Consider the following 23,232-nt stretch of genomic DNA (forward strand, 5'->3'; position numbering starts at 1 on the left):
TTTATTTTGCTTTTTCAATTCTGAATCCGATTTCTGAAATACCTTGCAATTCATCTACCCCGCCAACTTTTCCAGTTTCACGTACGGCATGTTGAATACTAACGATATACTTACCTGGTTTAGTAAATCCTGTGTTTTCTTTGTACCACAATTTACTTTCTTTAACATCACTAAAACCGTTGCCCATTAAACTTCCGTCGGGATTAGCCATTTGGTATTCTAAGGTATCAATTTGAGTTACACCATCAGGCTGCAACATCGAAACAATTAGAAACAAATTATTAAACGGATAGGCATTATTATTCCTAACATTTACAAACATATTGTATTTGTCAAGCGTATCTTTTTGTTCAAAAGTAAAAGCTACTTTTTGATTTTTATTCCAAACACCGTTAAGTTCTCGGTATTCATCAAAAACCCTTTTTTTATCACAGGAAATAAGCAACAAAGCAACTCCTATAATCCAAAGGTTATTTTTTCTGAACATTTTTCTTCTCATTCGGTTTCGTGTTATTTCTTTTTTTATTGTTGTTGTTTCTTTTTTTCTTTTTAGGCTGATCAAAACGTGTTAAGCTATCCTGACCTACTACGTTTTGGAAGTTTTTAGGTGTTTCGCTAACAACATCTTCTACGTAATCTTCAATAGCGGCAACTTTTTTTCCTTGTTTGTTTATTGCAACAATTTCTTTCACTTGTGCTGTTTTTAAAACGTGCCATTGAACAAAATCATTGGTATAAGCAAACCACATTAAACCTTTAAAAATGTCTATTTTTTGACAAACTGCATCACCTTTTTCGGTATGGATTTTAGTTTCACTATCCGGAAAATCTTTTAAAGCATCCAAATAGGTGTCTAATTCGTAATTCAAACAACATTTCAATTTACCACATTGCCCCGCTAACTTTTGCGGATTTAAAGACAATTGTTGGTATCGAGCTGCAGAAGTATTTACGCTTCTGAAATCGGTTAACCAAGTTGAACAACACAATTCGCGCCCACACGATCCAATCCCTCCCAAACGTGCTGCTTCCTGACGGAAACCAACTTGTTTCATCTCGATACGGATGCTGAACTCTTTGGCGAAATCTTTAATCAACTGACGAAAATCCACACGGTCATTAGCCGTGTAATAGAACGTTGCTTTAGAGGCATCTCCTTGAAATTCAATGTCAGAAATTTTCATTTCCAATTTTAAAGCGATAGCCATTTCACGAGCACGAACCTTCATTGGTTCTTCGCGATCGCGTGCTTCACTCCAAATATCGATATCTTTTTGAGAGGCCTTTCGATACACTTTAGGCACTTCTCCATCTGGATTCACGGCTTTCTTCTTCATCTGAACCTTAACCAATTCACCCGTTAAAGTGACAATCCCAACATCGTGTCCGGGTGAGGCTTCGGTTGCTACAATATCTCCTATTGCCAATGTTAGGTTTTCAGTATTTCTATAGAATTCCTTACGTCCGTTTTTAAATCGAACTTCAATGCAATCAAAAGGTTCTTGGCCTCCAGGAAGACTCATGTTTGACAACCAATCGAAAACCGTTAATTTATTGCAGCTATCGGTGCCGCAAGTCCCATTATTTTTACATCCGCGGGGCGTTCCGTCTTTGGAACCCGTAGAACAGTTGGTACATGCCATAATTTGAATATATAGTGGTTGTCTCAATAACGAGACTACTCGTTCGTAATTAATTTTGTGTGTAAATATAGTGTTTTTTCAGTGCAAAGTTACAAAGACGGTTAGGCTAACTGTATTAAAGTTTTGCAAAATAAAAAACCTGTTGCGAATTAAAACGCAACAGGTCTTGAATTAGTGTTATATAACGAATTTATTCTAAAACTCTATATAATTTATCGGATAAGCGAATACGGAACGGAACAGCAAATGTTACTTTGTCGCCTTTAACCGCAATAGTGTTTTCTTGCCCGTTTACTCGCATGGCCTCAATAAACATCTCTTGGTTTCCTGTGGTTGGACCAGCAATTATTACTTTATCCCCTATTTTTATTTCTTGATTTTCGATAGTGAATTGGGCAACACTAGCTTTCGTAAAATAATGTTCGCCTTTTCCAACCAATACTTTCTTAACGGATTTCTTTTTACGGATTTGAGTAACAGCGCTAACTTTCACAGCTTTTTGAGCCAGTTCTTCAAAAATATTGCGCTCTACATTTTGCTTGTAGGTTAAAGCCGGTGATTTTCCTTTTTTGAAAACCATGTTTCCTTTTTTTATACCGCGGCGTAACTTTTTTTGTTCATCTTCCGGAAGGTGAATAATCTCCAAACAAGCATCGGAACAACAATTTTGCATTTTTTCGGCACATTCATCACACTGAATAAACAACAAGTGACAAGCCTCATTAGCGCAATTTACATGAGTATCGCAAGGCTTTCCGCATTGGTGGCAATTTGCAATAACATCATCAGTAATTCGTTCACCCAAACGATGGTCGAACACAAAATTTTTACCAATGAATTTGCTTTCTATTCCTTCTTCTTTAATCTGTTTGGCATACTGAATAATTCCACCTTCTAATTGGTAAACATTTTTGAAGCCTTTGTGACGAAAATAAGCGGATGCTTTTTCACATCGAATTCCCCCAGTACAATACATCAAAAGGTTTTTGTCTTCTTTATGAGCTGCAATTTGATCTTCAATTAAGGGTAGCGATTCGCGAAATGTATCTACATCGGGCGTTATTGCTCCTTTAAAACGACCAATTTCACTTTCGTAATGATTTCTAAAATCTACAACAATAGTGTTTGGATCTTCAAGCAATTGATTAAACTCTTTTGCTTTTAAGTGAATTCCTTTATTGGTAACATCGAAAGTGTCATCATTTAACCCATCGGCCACAATTTTATGACGAACTTTAACCGTTAGTTTTAAAAATGATAAATCGTCGTGTTCTACCGCCACATTTAATCGGATACCATTCATAAAATCGTAGGCTTCAAGTGTATCTCTAAAAGCTTCGAAATTTTCGGCTGGAACAGACATTTGCGCGTTGATTCCTTCTTTGGCCACATAAGTTCGGCCTAAAGCATCAAGTTTATTCCATTCTACAAATAAATCGTCGCGAAATTTTTTGGGATCTTCAATGTTTGCGTACGCATAGAAAGACAAAGTTAGTCTTTGTTGACCAGCTTCTTGAATTAGCTTAGCTCTTTCTTCTGCGCTTAAGGTGTTATACAGTTGCATGCTATAAACGTTAAGTGAGAAAATATGTTATTTAAAACTCTAAATGGAAGAATTTGATGCAAAAATAATCATTTTAAAATAATTTCAAAATATATTGACTTTCAGCCGATTAAAAATAAATCACATTGTTATTAACAACCTATTTGTAACTCAAAAAAAAGCATTATTTTTAGCAAAAATTTATACCATGAGTTCAGAGAAAGAAGCCAAATTAAAAGCCTTACAATTAACACTAGACAAGTTAGATAAAACCTACGGAAAAGGTACGGTTATGAAACTTGGAGATGCTGCCGTAGAAGAAGTAGATGCCATTCCGTCGGGTTCATTGGGAATCGATTTGGCCTTAGGGGTAAACGGTTACCCTCGTGGAAGAATCATAGAAATTTACGGGCCAGAATCGTCTGGTAAAACAACTTTAACTTTACATGCCATTGCTGAAGCTCAAAAAGCAGGCGGTTTAGCCGCTTTTATTGACGCAGAACATGCTTTTGATCGTTTTTATGCCCAAAAATTAGGTGTAGACATCGACAATTTAATTATATCGCAACCCGACAATGGTGAACAAGCTTTAGAAATCGCTGAAAACCTAATTCGTTCTGGTGCAATTGATTTAGTAGTTATCGACTCGGTTGCTGCCCTAACTCCTAAAAGTGAGATTGAAGGTGAAATGGGGGATTCTAAAATGGGATTACATGCCCGTTTAATGTCGCAAGCCTTACGAAAACTAACTGCGACAATTAACAAAACCAACTGTACTGTATTTTTCATTAACCAGCTTCGTGAAAAAATTGGAGTAATGTTTGGAAATCCAGAAACCACCACTGGAGGTAATGCATTAAAGTTTTACGCTTCGGTTCGTATTGATATTCGTAAATCAACGCAAATTAAAGACGGTGAAACTGTTTTAGGAAATAGAACCAAAGTAAAAGTGGTTAAAAACAAGGTTGCACCTCCCTTCCGTACTGCAGAGTTCGACATTATGTATGGTGAAGGAATATCAAAAACTGGAGAAGTATTAGACTTAGCAGTAGAATTCGAAATTATTAAGAAAAGTGGTTCGTGGTTTAGTTATGGCGACACTAAATTAGGACAAGGCCGTGACGCTGTAAAAGCTTTAATTAAAGACAACCCAGAATTGATGGATGAATTAGAGCAAAAAATTAAAGAACATATAAAAGAACAAAACGCATAAAGTAAAATCCCGAAAAATTTCGGGATTTTTTTATTTATATTACGCAACCAATTGTTATTTCTTGCATCTTATGTTAAAGTAATTTTGTTTAAAACAATGAAAAAACTAATTTTTATAATAGCCCTTTTTGCGTCCTTTTTTAGTTCATGCTCCAAAGATGACAACATAGAAGATGTAAGCTATGAATTACTACCCGTACACGAGGTTGTGATGCCGGCTAGTTTTAAAGTTAACCAAGACAACAATATTCTTGTTCGTTTTGTAAGACCAACAAATTGTTATGCGTTTAATGCGTTTTATTATGAAACGTCTGAAATGACTCGTACTGTAGCTGTAGAAGCAGCTGTTTTCAAAAACAATGGCTGCAAACCTTTGACTGACAATAATATTGCCACCCAAACGTTAAAATTCAATCCTCAAGAAATTGGAGATTATACTTTTAAATTTTGGCAAGGGAAAGACACTGCCGGTAACGATGTTTTTACAACCTATGTCGTAACGGTACAAAACTAAAAAGATTAAAAAAAGAGACTATTGTTTTGGACATAACACAAATAATACAAAAATGCCAACAAAAGGATACAATTGCCCAAGGACAGTTGTATAAATTGTTAGCGTCTAAAATATTTGGAGTGTGTTTAAAATATTCAAGAAATCAAGCAGAAGCCGAAGATAATTTACAAGATGGCTTTCTTTTGATTTTTGACAAGATTCATCAATTTCAGTTTAAAGGATCTTTTGAAGGTTGGGCAAAACGTGTTGTTGTTAATCATATTCTTCAAAAGTATCGTACAGAAGGTATTTTCGAAATAGTCCATGAAAACATTCCCGATGTTCCTAATTTGGAAATTGATGAAGACAACATCACTATGGATTATTTGGTGACTATTATTCAACAATTACCCGATCGTTATCGCTTGGTTTTTAACCTTTATGTTATTGACGATTATTCACACAAAGAAATAGCAGAAATGCTAAATATTACCATCGGGACTTCAAAATCGAACTTAGCCAGAGCCCGAATGATATTGAAAGATAAAATTGAAGCACAACAAGCGAACCATAAATTTCCTAATGTAAAATGAGCGAAAGAAAAAATATAGACCGCCTCTTTCAGGAAAAGTTTAAAGACTTTGAAGCTACTCCGCCAAAATCGGCATGGGAAGCAATTCAAAGTAAACTTGATGCGTCTAAAAAAGAAGAGGAAACTGCATTATTAGTGCCTTTTTGGGTGCGTTTTTCGGGCGTTGCTGCCATCTTTTTAATTGGTTTTTCAATTGGAAGAACATTTTTTATGAATTCTGATTCTAAAAATGATTCAAATGCCACTTCAGTAGTAAGTAGTTATGAATTTTCAGCTTCTTCTAGTAATGAATCTAAAAATTCTTCAGAAAAAACCTCTAATCAAAATACTACGCCCAATACTAGTTCGTTGGTGACTACCCGTTCTAATTCTGACGATTCAGAACAAATAGAAAGTTTAGCTAACTCAACAAATCAATTAGTCGAAAATAGCCTAAAATCTACAAACGATTCGAAAGCTAAAAATTCGTACGTAAGCACAAGACGAAGACAAAATCACAGAAGTTCCTTTATAGTAAGTCCAATGGCGGTGAAAAACTCAGTTGCAGTGACCGAAACTGTTTCTACTAAAAAAGATAATTCTGAAAAAATAGAAAATAGTCTAATTCAGAATCGAATGATTTTAGAAAACAATAGTACTACATCGCATACTTCGCCGGAAAAAGAAACTATTGCCTTATCTTATCATGAAGAAGATGACGCTGAAAACGATTTTATTTTCGAAAACAACAACTCAAAAGTAGCATTTGAAGCAGGAAAAGAACGTTATGCAGCTATAAAGTCTGATGCATTTAATCAGCCTAATTCTCAGCTTGTCAATAACGACAAAAGTGAAAATTTAAAATCTGCTGCTGACTTTAGAAATAATGCTGTGGTGAAATCTAACTGGTCTAATAAAAACACTGTAGCTTCTGTTCAAGATTCAATTTTGAACGCCAAAGGGAAAAACACAGTTAACCCGTTAGATCAAATTCTTAAGGATAAAGAAAATCAAGAAAAAGAAGAGAAGAATAATTCTATGGCAAGTAAATGGGTTGTTACTCCTAAAGCTGGGCCAGTGTTCATGAACGCTTCAGGAAACAGTTCAGTACTTGATGCACAATTTGACAATAATAGCAAATCCTACCAAACTACTTTTAGTTTTGGAATGGGGGCTTCGTATGCTGTAAATAAAAAGCTTGCCGTTCGCACCGGAATAAATCGTTTGGCAATGGAATATAACACGAATGATGTGTTGTATTACAATGCAAAAAACGGAACTGGTTTACAAAATGTAAAAAGAAATGAAACCGGTTCGTTTATTCAGGTAGAAGACAAGGATGCACGAAAACTAGAGTACACTCAAGCACAACTTGTTACCACTAAAACCAATGCTATGCTAAAACAGCAAACAGGTTATATAGAAGTTCCATTAGAAGTATCATATAAACTTCTAGACAGAAAGTTTGGTATTGAAGTAATTGGTGGTGTAAGTACCCTTTTCTTAAATGAAAATAAAATTTCCCTTGTTTCGGCAAAAGAAGACATGGTTATTGGAGAAGCAAGTAACCTTAACGATGTTCATTGGAGCAGTAATGTTGGGTTAGGTTTTAAATACAATTTTGCAAAATCGTTCGAAGCTAATTTCGAACCGATGTTCAAATATCAAATCAACACCTATACAACCAATGTAGGTGATTTCAAACCTTATCTGTTTGGTTTATATACCGGGATAAGTTATAGATTTTAAAAATTAGTTAGTTAAGTTTTTTAGTTAAGTTTGTTTCTTTCGTGGTGGTTAGAAACAGTAAAAAGGCACTCTTTTTGGGTTAAGAGTGTCTTTTTTATTTTTGGTTCTCAAATAACTCAAGTTGTTTCAAAATAATATTTCGCACTTCTGCCTTAACAGCACTTTTATCGTCTAATGTTTTTCCAAGAGTTTCAACCGGCTTGTGAATTTTAACGCGCATTTTACCGGGACTTCCACTAAAAAAAGTAAACGAAAATCGCTCCTTTACATCGGCAAACGTCATTGGTAAAATTGGTAAATGATGCTCAATGGCGATACGAAATGCTCCATCTTTAAATTCATCCAAAAGAATGCTTTCGTCTTCCGGCACTCCCCCCTCAGGAAAAATACAAATACTCAACCCCTGATTAATTCTTTTCTGAGCTCGTTCGAAAACTTCAAAACGGCTTTTTGAACTACTTCGGTCTACCATAATACAGGTACGTTTGTAAAAAAATCCAAATATGGGAATTTTAACCAATTCTTTTTTACCAACAAACACAAACGGATTGTCTTTAACCAATAAAAGCATGAGCATAACATCCATCATGGAAGTATGATTGGCTACCAACATATAACTTTTGTGTTTTTCAAGTTCGTAGTCCTTTTCAACCACATAGTACAATCCCATTCCATAAAGTACAATTCTTGCCCAAAAACGAGCAAGCACAAAAAATTTACCGTATGTTTTCTCGGAAAGAATCGTTAAAAACAAAATCGGAAAAAGAAGTATAATTGGCACGGTTACCAAAACATAAAACCAAATGCGCCAAAGCGTCCAAAAAATAATTTTGAAAATTTTCATAGGTTCAAATGTAACAATTCAAGCTGGAATTTTCACAAAACCTTTACCTTTGCGTAAATTAATTACGAATGGCAAAAATTTTAACCGGAGTTCAAAGTACAGGAACACCACACTTAGGAAATCTTTTAGGAGCAATTTTACCTGCTATTGAAATGGCTGGTAAGCCCGAAAACGAATCGTTTCTTTTTATTGCCGATTTACATTCGGTGACACAAATTAAAAACGGAGATACACTTCGTGAAAACACCTATAGTGTGGCAGCAACTTGGCTTGCTTGTGGTTTAAATGTAAATACCGTTACTTTTTACCGACAAAGTGATGTGCCGCAAACTGCAGAATTATCCTGGTATTTAAGTTGCTTTTTCCCTTTTCAACGCTTAACACTTGCTCATTCTTTTAAAGATAAAGCAGATCGGTTGGACGATGTGAATGCTGGATTGTTTACTTATCCGATGTTAATGGCTGCCGACATTTTATTATATGATGCGAATTTCGTTCCTGTAGGAAAGGATCAGTTACAACATATTGAAATTACTCGTGATGTCGCATCCCGTTTCAACAATCAGATGGGTGAAACCTTTATTTTACCGGAAGCTAAAATACAGGAAGACAGTATGATTATTCCTGGAACTGACGGAGAAAAAATGAGTAAGTCAAGAAATAACTATATCAATATCTTCTTAGACGACAAAGCTTTGCGTAAGCAAGTTATGACTATTCAAACCGACAGTACACCATTGGAAGATCCTAAAAACCCCGATACTTGTAATGTATTTGCATTATACAAATTAATGGCAAGTACAGATCAAATAGCGGTAATGCGTCAAAACTATTTGGGTGGAAATTACGGTTATGGTCATGCCAAACAAGCACTATTTGAACTTATTACAGACCGATTTAAAACCGAAAGAGAAAAGTATGCTTACTACATGAACAATCTTGGAGAAGTAGACAAACTCTTAAAAATTGGCGCTGAAAAGGCTGGTAAAAAAGCGGATGAAGTCCTTAATCGAGTTCGAGAAAAATTAGGCTTTGAATAAATAAAAAAAGAGAATTAATGAAATTGTTAATTCTCTTTTTTGTTTGACATTATACAATTTCAAACTGTTTCCCTGGTAAAGGTCGTATTACACCTTTTAGTTCCATTCCCAATAACAAAGATGAAACTTTAAAAACCGGTATCTGACATTCTAAAGAAATTATGTCAAGCGTTTCTTTTCTATGTTTTTCTAAAAAATCATACAACGTTTGTTCTTCCGGTTCCAAGGAAACAAACAGTTGCTTCTGAATGGTTTTGCTATTCTTTTTTGTTTCTAACTCCCAATTTAAAACATAAATTAAATCGGCAGCCGAAGTAAGCAAATGAGCTCGGTGTGTTTTAATCAAATTGTTACAACCATGACTGTATACATCTGTAGTTCGGCCTGGTACCGCAAAAACTTCACGATTATATTCGTTCGCAAAATTAGCGGTAATAAGCGACCCGCCTTTTTCGGCACTTTCAACTACCACTGTAGCTTCAGTCATCCCGGCGACTATACGATTTCGTCTAACAAAATTTTCGCGATCCGGATTAGACGAACTCCAGAATTCAGTCATAAAACCTCCATTTTTTTCAATTTGAGCTACAAATTTCTTGTGTGTTTTAGGGTAAATTTGGTTGAGTCCATGAGCCAAAACACCAACGGTTTGCAAGCCGCAATCTAAGGCAGCTTGATGCGCCACGATATCTGTTCCATAAGCAAAACCACTTACAACAATAGGATTTAATGGCGTCAAATCTTCAATTAGTTTTTTTGTAAAAGAAGTACCTTGCGATGAAATTTTGCGAGTACCAACAACTGCTATTATTTTGGAATTAGTCAAATTAACATTTCCCGTTTGAAAAAGAATTAAAGGTGCATCTATACAATGTTTTAAACGGTACGGATACGATTCCTCTTTATAAAAACTACAGGTGATATCTTCTTTTTCAATGAATTTCACTTCTTTTTGAGCAATATCAAATACCTTCTTATCTTGAATTTTTTTTATAAGAATCTCACCAACACCATCAACAGAAAGTAAATCTAATTTTTTAGCCGCAAATACTTGTTCGGCATTTCCAAAATGATTGATTAATTTTTTGGCTAAAATGTCTCCAACTCCTTCAACGCTCAACAATGCGAGAGCGAAATACAATTCTGATTGTGTCATATGGCGTATAAATAAAATTCAAAGTAAGGGAATAAATTATAAATTTGAAATAAAAATACTACATTTTAAGTTTGTGATGTACAAAAAACAAAGGCACTCAAGTGATTACCCTTGAATTCAAATTGTTAATAAAATTTGTTGATAATTTTTGGTTGGCGCTGTTGAATAATTAAATTTGTAGCAATGAATACTGCCAATTATATATCCGATTTACTTTACCGCTATCAGTGTGTTACTGTGCCAGGCTTTGGTGCATTTTTAACTGAAGTTCATTCTTCTTTTTTAAATGAAAGCACCAACACCTTTACACCACCAAAAAAAGTGGTTTCGTTTAATCCGCACATTAAAAACAATGACGGATTGTTGGCCAATCATATTTCATTACAAGAAAAAATATCATACGATGCTGCAGTTACATTCATTCAAAATGAAGTAACATCTTGGATTTCTCAATTGCAAAATAGAGAAACTATTAGCTTAAAAAACATTGGTGCAATTAAGGTTAATTCAGAATTAAATTGGGTTTTCGAACCGATTAACACGATAAATTACCTAGCCGATTCGTTCGGATTAAGCAATGTGGTTTCGCCTTCAATTTTACGCGAAGAGCTAAAACAGCAAGTTGAAGAACTTGAAGAGAAAGCCCCAATTGTGTTCACTCCAGAAAGAAAGAAAAATTACAGTTTCTTAAAATATGCTGCTGCTTTTGTAATTTTATTAGGAATGGGCGGAACTGCTTTCAAGTTTTATCGTGATGAAGAAATCGCAAAAGAAACATTAGTTGTAGAAAAAACAGTTCAAGATAAAGTTCAAAAAGAAATTCAAGAAGCTACCTTTTTTATTGAAGCTCCAATGCCTGCTGTTTCGGTAACGGTTTCCGAAAACAACGTAATCGCCAAACCATACCATATTGTTGCCGGGACTTTTAGAAACGAAAGCAATGCCGACCGAATGTTGACCGATCTTATAAAATTAGGTTACGACGCTAAACGTATTGAGAAAAACAATTTCGGACTTTATCCTGTAGTATATGGTAGTTTTGCTACTTATACGGAAGCTCAAGAAAAAATGAGGGAAATTCATAAATCGCACAACAAAGAAGCTTGGCTGCTGATTAAAGAATTATAAATAACAAATCCTCAATTCATGAGGATTTTTTTATGTCCATATTGCTAACTTTGCAAAAAACAAACACAATGCAAGAAAAATTTTCATCAGAATCGCTTACGGTACTAACCGACTTGGTTTTACCAGGAGAAACGAACCCTTTAAACAATTTATTTGGTGGAGAATTATTAGCACGAATTGACCGAGCTGCTAGTATTACCGCTAGAAGACATTCTAGAAGAATTTGTGTAACGGCATCGGTTAATCACGTAGCATTTAATCGTGCTATTCCACTAGGAGCGGTAGTAACCATTGAATCTAAAGTATCGAGAACGTTTACCAGTTCTATGGAAATTGTGATTGATGTTTGGACAGAAGATCGCGAATCGGGAATAAAAAACAGTGCTGGTCAGGCCATATACACTTTTGTAGCGGTAGATGATACTGGAAGTCCTGTTCCTGTACCCGCAGTTATACCACAAACAGATGAAGAAAAAAAACGTTTTGACGCTGCATTACGCCGAAAACAATTAAGTTTAATTTTAGCCGGGAAAATGAATCCTGCAGATGCAACCGAATTAAAAGCGTTGTTTGCTTAAAATAAAAAAGGGAACTTTTCAGTTCCCTTTTTTATTACATATTACTAATCCAAATTTGCGGATTAAGCGTTACTGTATTTTGATACATCATAAATTTCATGATTGATTTTCCCGATGAATTTGTGTGGATTTTTCCAATAACCTGTTTGGTAGTAACTTTATCGCCTGCAGAAACAGTAACCGTGCTCAAATCATTGTACACCGTAATATAATCCCCGTGTTGAATAAAAACAGCTTTGTTGTTGGCATTGATTACCTGAACACGCAGTACTTCACCACTAAAAACGGCTCTGGCATTCGAACCGGGCTGCGTTGCAATTTCCACTCCACTGTTGGTAATAACCAAATCTGGATAGGCTGGGTGCGCATGTGTTCCATAAGCCGAATACACATATCCTTTTTCTACCGGCCATGGCAAACGCCCACGATTGGCTTTGAAATTATCGGCTAACAACTGACCTTCTGTAGTTAATACAAATTTTGCAGAAGCTCCTGTATCACTTTCTTTACTAATTGTTTTTCCAGATTCTTTTGTTTTTTTGTTTGCTGCTGCAATGGCTTCACGAATCAGGCGCTGAATTTGAGCTTCGATTTTTTTGGATTCAGATTCCATCTTACGAATTTCAGCAATATGCTTTTTCTTGTCTTTTTGAACCGCTTTAGCCAAACGCTCTTGCTCTTGACGATCTTTTTCTAATTCTTTCTTTTCTTGCTCGCTTTCCGCTAAAACTTTTTCTTTTGCTTTTTTCTTAACCTCTAACTTTTGAGAAACAGACAATAATTCACTGGTTTTCACTTTTATCTCATCACCTTGCATTTTCCTAAAACTAGCATATTGTTTCATATACTGCATGCGCTTATAGGCTTGTAGAAAATTTTGTGAAGACAAAACAAACATGATTCGGCTTTGTTCCGAACGACTTTTATACGACTTAACAATCATTTTAGTATAGTCGTCTTTAAGCTCTTTGAGTTCTCTATTTAACTTGTTAATCTCCAATTGTTTCAAATAAATATCATCCGAAAGCAATCGTTTTTGTTTGGCTGTAGTATTAATTAATTTTTCACTCAAACGAATTTTAGCATTCTGTTGTGAAATTTGCCCAAGTATATTTTTCTCCTTCTTTTTTTCAGACTGAAGCAATTGCTGCATTTCCTGAATTTGCTTTTGTATTTGTGCTTTTCGTTCTTCCAACTGACGCTGTTTTTCATCGCTATTTTGAGAAAAAGCAACAACAGAGGAACAAACTAATAATATGGTGAAAATGAATTTCTGCATTTTTTAATTTTTGGCAAATTTAGTCAATAAATATTTGTTCAAAACCTTCAGGCACACTATATGAAAACGACAAATCTTCATTAAATGTTACATTGTTGTAATTAATTTTTATCGTTACCTTATCTTTTTGGGTGGCTTCAATTAAAATTTCGGAAGGGTAAATCCCATTTTCAGTAGCTTTATGAGAAGGATAACTTACTTCTACTGAGCGATTTTCTGAAGGCTGCTCTAATACTTCTTTTTTCAATAAGAAATTAGCTCCCTCGAACATAAAAAGTTTATTAATCCATTTACTGTCTTTGCTTTTCAAAACATGCAAACCACTTTCCACTGAAGTCGTGTACTTACCAATGGTTAAATCGTCTAATGCTTGACCCACCAATAAATTTTGAACTTTTTGATAATTCAAATCGGTACCAAGCCAATTACTTAACACCTTATAATTACCTTCAAAATATTGACCGTTTATTTTTTCATAATAACTTACACCTTCTGGGGTAATAAGTGCTTTGGCCATGGTAATTCCAAAAAATCGAACTATGATTAAAATTTTTTCATCCTTTTTAATACGAACTTCGGCAGTAACATTTTGAGATTGTTTTCCATCTTCGTAATGAGCACTCGCTCTGAAATTAGCCGTTGAAAAATCTTTTTTATTCGCATAATGTCCTGATATAATAGCCGCCAATTCGGTGTTATCAGACGCGCTTTCTTCTGCAACAACAGCGTTTTTACTTTTGCAGGACACTAGAAAAATCAGACTTAAAGCAATCAGGAATCTTTGCATTATTTTTTTTGTTTAATTAACTGTTCGGCTTTTAAAAAATAGAACTCTTTCTTTTTAGTATCTCCCAATCCAAAATAGGCTTCACCCAACTGAATGTTGAAATTTATTTCGAGTTCTTTATCATCTACTACAAAATCTATTCCTGAATTTAAATATACAATAGCGTCGCTGAAATTTTTCAATTGATTGTTGGCCATACCGGCAAAATAATACAAACGGGCATGGGTTGGAAAAAGCTCGATGTATTCTTTAGTTTTTGAAGCTACCGTGTTGAAATTTCCAGCATCTACATAAGCTTGAAGCAATAATTCTAAAACGGTAATATTATCTTTATAGACCACTAAACTCTTTTCAAAATAATGAATAGCGGGATCGATTTTCTTTTTGTTTAGAAAAAAAATACCCACTTCTTTATTTACATCCACATCGCCGCTATCGCTAAAATACTCAGTCGCTTTGTCTAAATCATCAAAAAAAGTATTGGTGTTGTTCACAAAAATTAAAAACTCGTTTAGAATTCGGTGTTTAATTTTTACATCAATATTTCTACTTTTCAAAACTTTAAACATAGCATGAGCCGCCTTGCCTCCATCGCGATTGTTCAGATGAAACTTAAACAGACTTACTTGAGCCCAATCGGAATCCGGAATCTCTTTTTCCAGTTTTTTGGCCACTTCCATGGCTTTTTCTTCCTGATTACTTTGGGAATACAAATAAATTAACTGAATATAATTTTGTTCTTCCTTCGGATTTTTAAGAATGGCTTCTTCCAACTGATCCTTTTGTGGATTTTTATATTTGGTATCGTTTGTGATTTGAAGTTTGTATAATTCAAGTGTTGAACTGATGCCGGTAGTGCGTTCCATCTCTTCAATTAAGAATAGCGCTTTGTCGTACTGCTGTGTGTACATGTATAGCGACACCAAATCGTCTTGAAATTTTTTATCGAACTCAATTAGTTTTTGAACCACCGAAATCGAACTGTTGTAATCTTTGGTTTCGTAATACACATCGTATAATCCGTTCCAATACCAACGTTCTTTTGGATTTAAGTCTGTAGCTTTACGAAAGGCGTTTTCGGCTTCCGCATATCTTTTTAAGGAAAGATTATTTTTACCCAACTCGTTATACAAGGCTGGGTTTTTGGGCTGCATTTGTATGCATTGCTGAATTTCCAATATTGCCAAATCGTAATTTTCGATGGCTTTTTGTTTTAGCGATTCATAAAAATGATTTTCGAAAGCATCATTCTTCAATGCAATACTATCCGGGTTATCTTGTGCTCTCAAATTAGGAGAAACAACAAAAAAACCGAATACACTAGTTAAAAAAAGATACTTTCTTATTTTCATATTATTCTAAAACGGAATAATCACCAATACTAATACTGGTGAAATCGCCATTAAATACTGCGTGATTTCCAATCATAGCATTATCTAATTTTGCATTTTTTAAATGGGCATGCGTTTGCACCAAACTATTTTGAATTTTAACATTCGTTAAATGTGTTGACTTTCCTAATGAAACATTTGGACCAACTATCGAATTGATTAAAACCACATCTTCATCTATAAAACAAGGTGGAATAATAGTTGAGTTTTCAATACGAACTGTATCTGAAACCATTTGTTCAGCATCATTGTGAAGAAAGTGTAACATTCTGCTGTTGGTTTCTACAGTTACATCCTTATTTCCACAATCCATCCATTCATCAACTTTACCCGGAACAAATTTCATCCCTTTTTGTTTCATGTTCTCCAAACCGTCAGTTAATTGGTATTCGCCACCTTTAACAACATTATTGTCTAACAAGTATTGTAATTCCGAACGAAGTGTTTCGCCGCTTTTGAAATAATAAATGCCAATAATCGCTAAATCGGAAACAAACTCTTTTGGTTTTTCAACAAAATCAATAATTTCATTGTTTTCATTCAACTGAACCACTCCAAAAGCACTTGGGTCTTCCACTTGCTTTACCCAAATCACGCTGTCTGCCGTAGTATCTAACGTAAAATCGGCACGAAATAGTGTGTCGGCATACGCCACAACAATTGGCCCACTCATGCTTTCTTTAGCACACATGATAGCATGGGCTGTTCCTAAAGCTTCATTTTGATAATAGATTGTTCCTTTTGATCCCAATTTTTCTGCAATTGCAATCAGATCATTCTCCACTTGCTTTCCGAAACTTTCATGAATAATGAAAGCAATTTCATCTATTTTCTGATTAATAACTCCTGCAATATCTTCCACTAATCGGTGAACTATCGGTTTTCCTGCAATAGGAATTAATGGTTTAGGCACTGTTAATGTGTGAGGACGTAAGCGAGAACCGCGTCCGGCCATAGGAACTATAATTTTCATTTTTTATGTTTTTTTACTTAAATCGCCTAAAACTTAGGCAACAATTATACTTTTCTATTTGTTAAGTTGCCGAATTAAAACTTCGACTGAAAACTTACTTTACTCCTGTACTACCAAATCCTCCTTCGCCTCGAGACGTTTCCGAAAGTTCTATAACTTCACTCCAGTCGGCACGTTCATGTTGTGCAATAACGAGTTGAGCAATACGCTCACCATTTTCGACTACAAAAGGTTCGTTGGATAAATTCACTAAAATCACCCCAATTTCACCACGGTAATCAGCGTCAACCGTTCCTGGTGAATTTAACACCGTAATCCCTTTTTTAAATGCCAAACCGCTTCTAGGTCGAACTTGTGCTTCATATCCAATAGGCAATTCGATGAAAAGACCTGTTTTTACCAAAGCTCTTTCTAAAGGCTTCAATGTAATAGGTTCGGTAATATTGGCGCGTAAATCCATTCCTGCTGAAGCGTGAGTTTCATAACTAGGTAACGGATGTTGCGATTTATTGATGATTTTAATGGTCATTGTGGAAAATTTAATAAAGTCTAAAAATAAAAAATTTACGCGGTTTTTCGCTTAAGAATGCGCAGTAATGTTTCTTTTTCGTTGTAATAAATAAAATAGCCAAAAACAAGAATGGCTGCTATTCCAAAAACATAGCTATTGCGAAACATTTCTACATAAAAAGATAACCCCGCTAATACTGCAGACAAACCTAAATAGCCGAAAATTCTTTTTTTGTCGTACGGAATTGGGTAATATTTATTCCCAAGATAATAGGAAATAAACATCATCGAACCATACGCTGCTAAAGTTGCAACAGCCGACCCCATATAACTAAATTTTGGAATCAATAGAAAATTCAACAGCAAAGTAACTATAGCTCCCACCGCCGAAATGTAGGCTCCTATTTTGGTTTTATCGATTAGTTTATACCAAACCGAAAGGTTCGTGTAGATTCCTAAAAAGAAATTAGCCAATACAATTAATGGCACAACTTTCATGGCATCCCAATACTCTTTGTTAGGTACTAAAAATATTTTAATAACATCTGAAAAAACAACTACACCTAGAAAAATTAAAGACCCGAAAATGACAAAATATTTAGTGATAACCGCATACGTTTGAGGTGCACTTTCATTGCTAGCATGACTGAAGAAAAAAGGTTCAATTCCCAAAGTATAAGCCGTTCGGTATAAAACCATAAACAATCCGATTTTATAACAGGCGCCATAAGCCCCAATTTCAGCTAAATCGACATGGAATCGTTTCAATAGAATTTTGTCGAAATGTTCGTTAATGCCAAAAGCCAAACCAGCCAAAAGCACAGGAAATCCATAATTGAGCATTTGTTTCCAAAGCGCAGCATCGAACTTCCAATTCAATTTGAAATATTCTGGAAGAAACACCATTAGAGTGACAAAACTTGCAATTACATTAGCAACAAACACATAACCTACCTGAAAATCGGATATATAAATTCCTTCAAATACACTTTCTGGATTACCTGAAACTATTTTAGGTAGGAAAATAAGGAAAAACACATTCAAACTCAGATTAATCATGACGTTTGCAATTTTAATAACTGCGTACTTCATGGGGCGTTGTTCTGCCCTAAGCTGACAAAACGGGATCACCACCAAAGCATCTAATGCTAAAATCCAAATAGTATAGGAGATGTATTGCGAATCGATTTCCAGCCAATGCGCGAGTGTGTTTTTAAACAATAATGCAGTCCCTAAAAACCCTAAAGATGTCCAAAATAATGAAATCATGGACGTTTCGGTTACTTTTTTCTTGTTTTCTTCTTTATTGAAAAAACGAAAAAAAGCCGTTTCCATTCCATAAGAAAGCAAAACATTAAAAAACACCATGTATGCAAACACAACGGTAACTTCACCAAATTCACTTTTATTCGGCAAGTATTTTACATACAAGGGATTGAGAAGAAAACTAATCATTCGCGGAAGCACCGTGGCAATTCCGTAAATAAAAGTTTGTTTGAATAGGTTTTTATATAAACTCAAAGTGTTTGTTTTGACTATGCAGAACAAAAATAAACAATCTGTGCTAAATTAATTCAACAGAACCAAGTAATCTTGGTTTTCCCAGCGAAGTGGTTTATTTGATTATCATAAAATCGATTGCTTTATATTTGCGTTAAATTTATAACTCATGAAAATTCGTCTTTTTATTTTACTATCCTTTTTTTGTTATGCTTCATGGAGTCAAAGCAATCTATCTATTAAAAAAACACCTCCCTACCAAAAGCATGGAATCCAAATACAAGATGATTATGCTTGGATGGAAAATATAAAAAATGAGAATTTAAAAAATTGGGTGATTCAACAAAACAATACTATTAACTCTCATCTAGACAGCATAGGCAATCAAAAACAAATTGCTCGAAAAATAAAAGAATACGACTATTTATCTACAAACTCATTACCTGAAAAACGAGGCCGTTATTTTTATAGTGTTTTAAGAAAAGACAACAAAACTCCTGGTTCTCTTTTCTATAGAAAATCGTTAAATGATGATCCAATTTTGGCTGTTAATACCCAAAAAATATATCCTAATGGTGGTGCGGTTATTTATAGTTATAAACCTTCCAAAAACTCAAAATATATAGCAACTAAATTTTTACTTAACGGAAGTGACAACAACGAAGTCCGATTTACAAATATTACATCTGGAAAAACCCAAGATGATTATTTAAAAGATGTAAAATATTCTAATATCGTTTGGAATGGTGATTTGGGTGTTTTTTATAAACGTAATAGAAATGAAAATGTTTTTGCAAAAGATTCAACATTCCAGCTTTTCTATCATCGTATAGGCACTCTACAAGAAGCTGACGACTTGATTTTTGATGCTTCAAAGGAAGGAAATTCGTTTTCATACTTTGTTGAAGAGGAACGTCTTTTTGTTGTTGAAATAAACAATCGCGATGAAAAAATCTATTATTCAGCTAACCTAAAAGAATTTCCCTTACAATTAAAACCAATAGTTATTAAAGATAAAAAAGGATTCAAGCAGTTAGCTTTTAATAACAATAAAATTTATTTTTCTTCCACTGCTTACGATTGGGGAGAAATTAGAGTAATGGACATTAACAATCCTTCTGATGAAAAAGTAATTATTCCTCAAATTTATACTCATCTTTTACTTGATCAATATTTTTTAAAAGATTATATTATATGTAAGTATAAAAATCATGGTAAAATTTATTTAATTGTATATGATTCTGATGGTAAATTTGTTCGAAAAATTGATGTTCCAGAACAAGTTGACTTTAAATTTAAGTTTTATAATTCTGAAACTAAAGACTTATTTGTAACGCTTTTTTCGCGCACATTGCCCCACAGAAATTATACTATTAACATAGAAAAAGGTACAGCAGAACCCTACTTTAATGACTATTTAAAACCAAAACCTACCCTTTTCCCTATAAATTATTTCACAACCAAATCTCTAACGTATAAAAGTCGTGATGGTAAAGATATTCCCATTACCATCATACATAAAAAAAACATAACACTTAATGGTAATAACCCCACTTTGCTAGAAGCCTATGGCGGCTTTGGAGTTGTAAGTGGTATTCATTATGATACTGGATTACTGTATTTTTTGGAACAAGGAGGCGTGTATGCTTTTGCTGATATAAGAGGTGGTGGTGAAAAAGGATTAAAATGGCATAACGATGGTAAAGGAATAAATAAAATAAATTCCTTTAATGATTTTATAGACGCTGCAGAATTCTTAATCAATGAAAAATATACCTGTGCCAACCGATTAGGAATTAGTGGCAGCTCACATGGCGGTTTAGTAGTTGGGGTTGCGCTTACAAAAAGACCTGATTTGTTTAAAGTTGCAATTCCAATTGTTGGTGTATACGATATGGCAAAATTTAATTTATTTACAGTAGGAACACATCATTTAGATGAATTCGGTAACCCCGAAATAAAAGAAGACTTGGAGCGCATACTCAAATATTCGCCATATCACAACATAAACGAAAACACGAACTATCCAACAACCTTAATTATTGCATCAGAAAACGACAACCGTGTAACACCATTTCAGTCGTACAAATTTGCTGCAGCACTTCAAAACAGATTAGCTCAGAAAAACAACATTTATATAAAAACAAACTTAGACTCGGGTCATAATGGAAAAATTAATACCTATAATGAATATATCGAGGAAAGTGCGAGTTTTTATAGCTTTTTACTTTACCACTTGAACAAATAAAAAAAGCCGAACAAATTGTTCGGCTTTTTAATATCGTCTTTAGAAGTATGTTAGTTATTCAATGCTTCCGCACCACCAACGATTTCTAAGATTTCTCCAGTAATAGCAGCCTGACGTGCTTTGTTGTATGTCAACTTCAATTGGTTTCTCAACTCAGTCGCATTATCAGTTGCTTTGTGCATTGCTGTCATACGTGCTCCATGCTCTGCAGCAAATGAATCACGAATAGCTTTGTACAATTGTGTTTTTAATGATTTCGGAATTAAAGTCAGAACAATTTCTTCTTTCGAAGGCTCAAATATATAATCTGAACTTGTTACCGCTTTATTATCCATTGGCGCTAATGGCAAAAATTGTTCAGTAACTACAATTTGTGTTGCCGCATTTTTAAATTGATTGTACACCAATTCGATTTTATCGTATTCACCATCAATAAATAAATGAGTCAACGATTCGGCAATATGTGAAACATTTTCAAATGTTAGATCATCAAAAACATCACTACGATTTGCCACAACGTGATTTACCTTGTGTAATGCATCGTTAGCTTTTTTACCAATAGCAAAAATACCAACATTGTCTTGACCGTATGTTTCGGTAAGATTACGAATTTGTTTCAGCACGTTAGAGTTAAAAGCACCACAAAGACCTCTGTTTGAAGTAATAGCAACAACTAATACTCTTTTCACTTCTCTTTGTTGCGTATACTGACCCGCTACATCACCTTCCAATGATGCGCTTAAGTTCTGGATTAACTCCGTAAGTTTTTCGGCATAAGGGCGCATAGCTGTAATGGCGTCTTGCGCTTTTTTCAGCTTTGCAGCAGAAACCATTTTCATAGCCGATGTAATTTGCATCGTAGATGAAACGGAACTGATTCTATTACGTATTTCCTTTAAGTTTGCCATTTTCTATTCTAGTAATTAGGAATTAGGAGTTAGGAGTTAGTGATTTAGACTAATTACTAACCACTAACACCTATTCCCTTAATTATTAATATTTTGCAGAGATTTCTTTAGCAGCTTTTTCTAAAACATCAGTGATGTTGTCATCAAATTTACCTGCTTTTAAAGCATCTAACGTATCTCTATGTTTCGCGTTAAGGTACTCTAAGAAATCTTTTTCAAATTCTTTTACTTTGTTAACTGGAACATTTCTCAATAAGTTTTTAGTTCCAGCATAGATAATAGCAACCTGATCTTCAACTGTAAACGGAGTGTTTACTGATTGTTTTAAGATCTCTACGTTACGTTTACCTTTTTCGATTACATTCATAGTCGCCGCATCCAAATCCGAACCGAATTTAGCAAACGCTTCTAATTCACGGAATTGAGCTTGGTCTAATTTTAATGTACCCGATACTTTTTTCATCGATTTGATTTGCGCATTACCTCCTACACGAGATACAGAGATACCTACGTTAATCGCCGGACGAACACCAGAGTTGAACAAGTCTGACTCTAAGAAAATCTGTCCGTCTGTAATCGAAATTACGTTAGTTGGGATATAGGCAGAAACGTCACCCGCTTGTGTTTCGATGATTGGTAAGGCAGTTAACGAACCACCACCTTTTACAATTGGACGTAACGATTCTGGTAAATCGTTCATGTTTTTAGCAATACTGTCATCCGCAATTACTTTACAAGCTCTTTCTAATAAACGAGAGTGTAAGTAGAATACGTCTCCTGGGTAAGCCTCACGACCTGGTGGTCTTCTTAATAATAATGAAACCTCACGGTAAGCAACTGCTTGTTTAGATAAATCATCATAAACAATTAAAGCAGGACGACCTGTATCACGGAAATACTCTCCGATAGCTGCACCAGCCATTGGAGCATATACCTGCATTGGAGCAGGATCTGAAGCGTTAGCAGCAACAATTACGGTATAAGCCATTGCTCCTTTTTCTTCTAATGTTTTAGCGATACCAGCTACAGTAGAAGCTTTTTGCCCAACTGCAACATAGATACAAAATACTGGTTTACCAGCATCGTAGAATTCTTTTTGATTTAAGATGGTGTCGATACATACTGTTGTTTTACCAGTTTGACGGTCACCAATTACAAGCTCACGCTGACCACGACCTACAGGAATCATTGCATCTACCGATTTAATACCTGTTTGTAATGGTTCGTTTACCGGCTGACGGAAGATAACTCCCGGAGCTTTTCTTTCTAATGGCATTTCGTAAAGATCACCACCAATTGGTCCTTTACCATCGATAGGGAAACCTAAAGTGTCCACTACACGACCTACCATTTGTTCACCAACTTTTAAAGAAGCGATACGTTGTGTTCTTTTTACAGTTGAACCTTCTTTGATACCTGTAGATGGACCTAATAATACAACCCCTACGTTATCCTCTTCAAGGTTCAATACAATAGCTTCCAACCCGTTTTCGAATTGAACTAACTCACCGTATTGTGCATTAGACAAACCGTAAACACGTGCGATACCGTCACCTACCTGAAGAACTGTTCCCACTTCTTCTAATGTAGCACCTGATTCAAAACCAGATAATTGTTTCTTTAATATTGCTGAAATTTCAGCAGCTTTAATCTCTGCCATTCTGTTTATAATTTAAACA

21 protein-coding genes are annotated in these 23,232 nt (G+C 34.8%); 8 read left to right on the forward strand and 13 right to left on the reverse strand.

Annotation, left to right across the window (positions count from 1 at the left end; all coding sequences use genetic code 11):
• Position 1: 1 nt before the first annotated feature.
• From ACZ1JT_RS05420 to trhO, 3 genes are all read right to left on the reverse strand, one after another.
• Entirely contained in the window at positions 2 to 499 is a 498-nt protein-coding gene (locus ACZ1JT_RS05420) for a gliding motility lipoprotein GldH (RefSeq protein WP_465095143.1), read from the reverse strand.
• A complete protein-coding gene (locus tag ACZ1JT_RS05425) occupies positions 471 to 1,643 on the reverse strand; it encodes a PSP1 domain-containing protein (RefSeq protein WP_465095144.1) in 1,173 nt (390 codons plus the stop codon). Before ACZ1JT_RS05425 ends, ACZ1JT_RS05420 begins: the two co-directional genes overlap by 29 nt.
• Positions 1,644 to 1,833: 190 nt before the next feature.
• The gene (trhO, locus tag ACZ1JT_RS05430; protein ID WP_465095145.1) at positions 1,834 to 3,207 is read right to left on the reverse strand and encodes an oxygen-dependent tRNA uridine(34) hydroxylase TrhO; all 1,374 of its coding nucleotides are present in this window, start codon (positions 3,205 to 3,207) and stop codon (positions 1,834 to 1,836) included.
• Positions 3,208 to 3,394: 187 nt separating this feature from the next.
• On the opposite strand from trhO, the gene recA reads away from it, so the two are divergent.
• The 4 genes from recA to ACZ1JT_RS05450 all read left to right on the forward strand — a co-directional run bounded on the left by recA (position 3,395) and on the right by ACZ1JT_RS05450 (position 7,211).
• Positions 3,395 to 4,399 (forward strand): recombinase RecA, encoded by a 1,005-nt coding sequence (gene recA, locus ACZ1JT_RS05435; protein ID WP_465095146.1) that lies wholly within the window; start codon positions 3,395 to 3,397, stop codon positions 4,397 to 4,399.
• Positions 4,400 to 4,495: 96 nt separating this feature from the next.
• Positions 4,496 to 4,912, forward strand: coding sequence for a hypothetical protein (locus ACZ1JT_RS05440; protein ID WP_465095147.1), 417 nt, complete (start codon positions 4,496 to 4,498; stop codon positions 4,910 to 4,912).
• Positions 4,913 to 4,938: 26 nt separating this feature from the next.
• A complete protein-coding gene (locus ACZ1JT_RS05445; protein WP_465095148.1) occupies positions 4,939 to 5,484 on the forward strand; it encodes an RNA polymerase sigma factor in 546 nt (181 codons plus the stop codon).
• On the forward strand, positions 5,481 to 7,211 hold the full coding sequence (locus ACZ1JT_RS05450; RefSeq protein ID WP_465095149.1) for a hypothetical protein: 1,731 nt from the start codon (positions 5,481 to 5,483) through the stop codon (positions 7,209 to 7,211). Before ACZ1JT_RS05445 ends, ACZ1JT_RS05450 begins: the two co-directional genes overlap by 4 nt.
• Positions 7,212 to 7,305: 94 nt before the next feature.
• Here ACZ1JT_RS05450 and ACZ1JT_RS05455 read toward each other — a convergent pair whose 3' ends face one another.
• Positions 7,306 to 8,055, reverse strand: a complete 750-nt coding sequence (locus ACZ1JT_RS05455; protein WP_465095150.1) for a lysophospholipid acyltransferase family protein — start codon at positions 8,053 to 8,055, stop codon at positions 7,306 to 7,308.
• A 68-nt stretch (positions 8,056 to 8,123) separates the two neighbouring features.
• Between ACZ1JT_RS05455 and trpS the strand changes: the two genes are divergently transcribed.
• Positions 8,124 to 9,095 carry a tryptophan--tRNA ligase gene (gene trpS, locus ACZ1JT_RS05460; RefSeq protein WP_465095151.1) on the forward strand — a complete coding sequence of 324 codons (972 nt, stop codon included), beginning with the start codon at positions 8,124 to 8,126 and terminating at the stop codon, positions 9,093 to 9,095.
• 49 nt (positions 9,096 to 9,144) lie between these two features.
• Here trpS and dprA read toward each other — a convergent pair whose 3' ends face one another.
• Complete coding sequence (gene dprA / locus ACZ1JT_RS05465; RefSeq protein ID WP_465095152.1) at positions 9,145 to 10,251, reverse strand: DNA-processing protein DprA; 1,107 nt, start codon at positions 10,249 to 10,251, stop codon at positions 9,145 to 9,147.
• Between the two features lie 183 nt (positions 10,252 to 10,434).
• On the opposite strand from dprA, the gene ACZ1JT_RS05470 reads away from it, so the two are divergent.
• Together ACZ1JT_RS05470 and ACZ1JT_RS05475 are read left to right on the forward strand one after the other, a co-directional pair.
• Positions 10,435 to 11,379: an HU domain-containing protein gene (locus ACZ1JT_RS05470; RefSeq protein ID WP_465095153.1), complete on the forward strand. Its 945-nt coding sequence runs from the start codon at positions 10,435 to 10,437 to the stop codon at positions 11,377 to 11,379.
• Between the two features lie 68 nt (positions 11,380 to 11,447).
• The gene (locus ACZ1JT_RS05475) at positions 11,448 to 11,957 is read left to right on the forward strand and encodes an acyl-CoA thioesterase (protein ID WP_465095154.1); all 510 of its coding nucleotides are present in this window, start codon (positions 11,448 to 11,450) and stop codon (positions 11,955 to 11,957) included.
• Positions 11,958 to 11,991: 34 nt separating this feature from the next.
• On the opposite strand, the gene ACZ1JT_RS05480 is transcribed toward ACZ1JT_RS05475, so the two are convergent.
• The 6 genes from ACZ1JT_RS05480 to ACZ1JT_RS05505 form a co-directional block, all read right to left on the reverse strand.
• Positions 11,992 to 13,236, reverse strand: a complete 1,245-nt coding sequence (locus ACZ1JT_RS05480) for a murein hydrolase activator EnvC family protein (RefSeq protein ID WP_465095155.1) — start codon at positions 13,234 to 13,236, stop codon at positions 11,992 to 11,994.
• A gap of 19 nt (positions 13,237 to 13,255) precedes the next feature.
• Entirely contained in the window at positions 13,256 to 14,023 is a 768-nt protein-coding gene (gene lolB1 / locus ACZ1JT_RS05485; protein ID WP_465095156.1) for a lipoprotein insertase outer membrane protein LolB1, read from the reverse strand.
• Positions 14,023 to 15,375, reverse strand: coding sequence for a tetratricopeptide repeat protein (locus ACZ1JT_RS05490; protein ID WP_465095157.1), 1,353 nt, complete (start codon positions 15,373 to 15,375; stop codon positions 14,023 to 14,025). The genes lolB1 and ACZ1JT_RS05490 overlap by 1 nt, the downstream gene beginning before the upstream one ends.
• A 1-nt stretch (position 15,376) precedes the next feature.
• A complete protein-coding gene (locus tag ACZ1JT_RS05495; protein WP_465095158.1) occupies positions 15,377 to 16,387 on the reverse strand; it encodes a sugar phosphate nucleotidyltransferase in 1,011 nt (336 codons plus the stop codon).
• A 94-nt stretch (positions 16,388 to 16,481) separates the two neighbouring features.
• Entirely contained in the window at positions 16,482 to 16,916 is a 435-nt protein-coding gene (gene dut / locus ACZ1JT_RS05500; RefSeq protein WP_465095159.1) for a dUTP diphosphatase, read from the reverse strand.
• A gap of 35 nt (positions 16,917 to 16,951) precedes the next feature.
• On the reverse strand, positions 16,952 to 18,418 hold the full coding sequence (locus tag ACZ1JT_RS05505; protein ID WP_465095160.1) for a lipopolysaccharide biosynthesis protein: 1,467 nt from the start codon (positions 18,416 to 18,418) through the stop codon (positions 16,952 to 16,954).
• Between the two features lie 148 nt (positions 18,419 to 18,566).
• Here ACZ1JT_RS05505 and ACZ1JT_RS05510 point away from each other — a divergent pair, with 148 nt between their 5' ends.
• On the forward strand, positions 18,567 to 20,645 hold the full coding sequence (locus ACZ1JT_RS05510) for a prolyl oligopeptidase family serine peptidase (RefSeq protein WP_465095161.1): 2,079 nt from the start codon (positions 18,567 to 18,569) through the stop codon (positions 20,643 to 20,645).
• Positions 20,646 to 20,695: 50 nt separating this feature from the next.
• On the opposite strand, the gene atpG is transcribed toward ACZ1JT_RS05510, so the two are convergent.
• Both atpG and atpA read right to left on the reverse strand, forming a co-directional pair.
• Positions 20,696 to 21,553: an ATP synthase F1 subunit gamma gene (atpG, locus tag ACZ1JT_RS05515; RefSeq protein WP_465095162.1), complete on the reverse strand. Its 858-nt coding sequence runs from the start codon at positions 21,551 to 21,553 to the stop codon at positions 20,696 to 20,698.
• Between the two features lie 85 nt (positions 21,554 to 21,638).
• Positions 21,639 to 23,213 carry a F0F1 ATP synthase subunit alpha gene (gene atpA, locus ACZ1JT_RS05520; protein WP_465095163.1) on the reverse strand — a complete coding sequence of 525 codons (1,575 nt, stop codon included), beginning with the start codon at positions 23,211 to 23,213 and terminating at the stop codon, positions 21,639 to 21,641.
• Positions 23,214 to 23,232 lie beyond the last annotated feature (19 nt).

It is taken from the genome of Flavobacterium sp. IC2-16 (genome assembly GCF_055521455.1).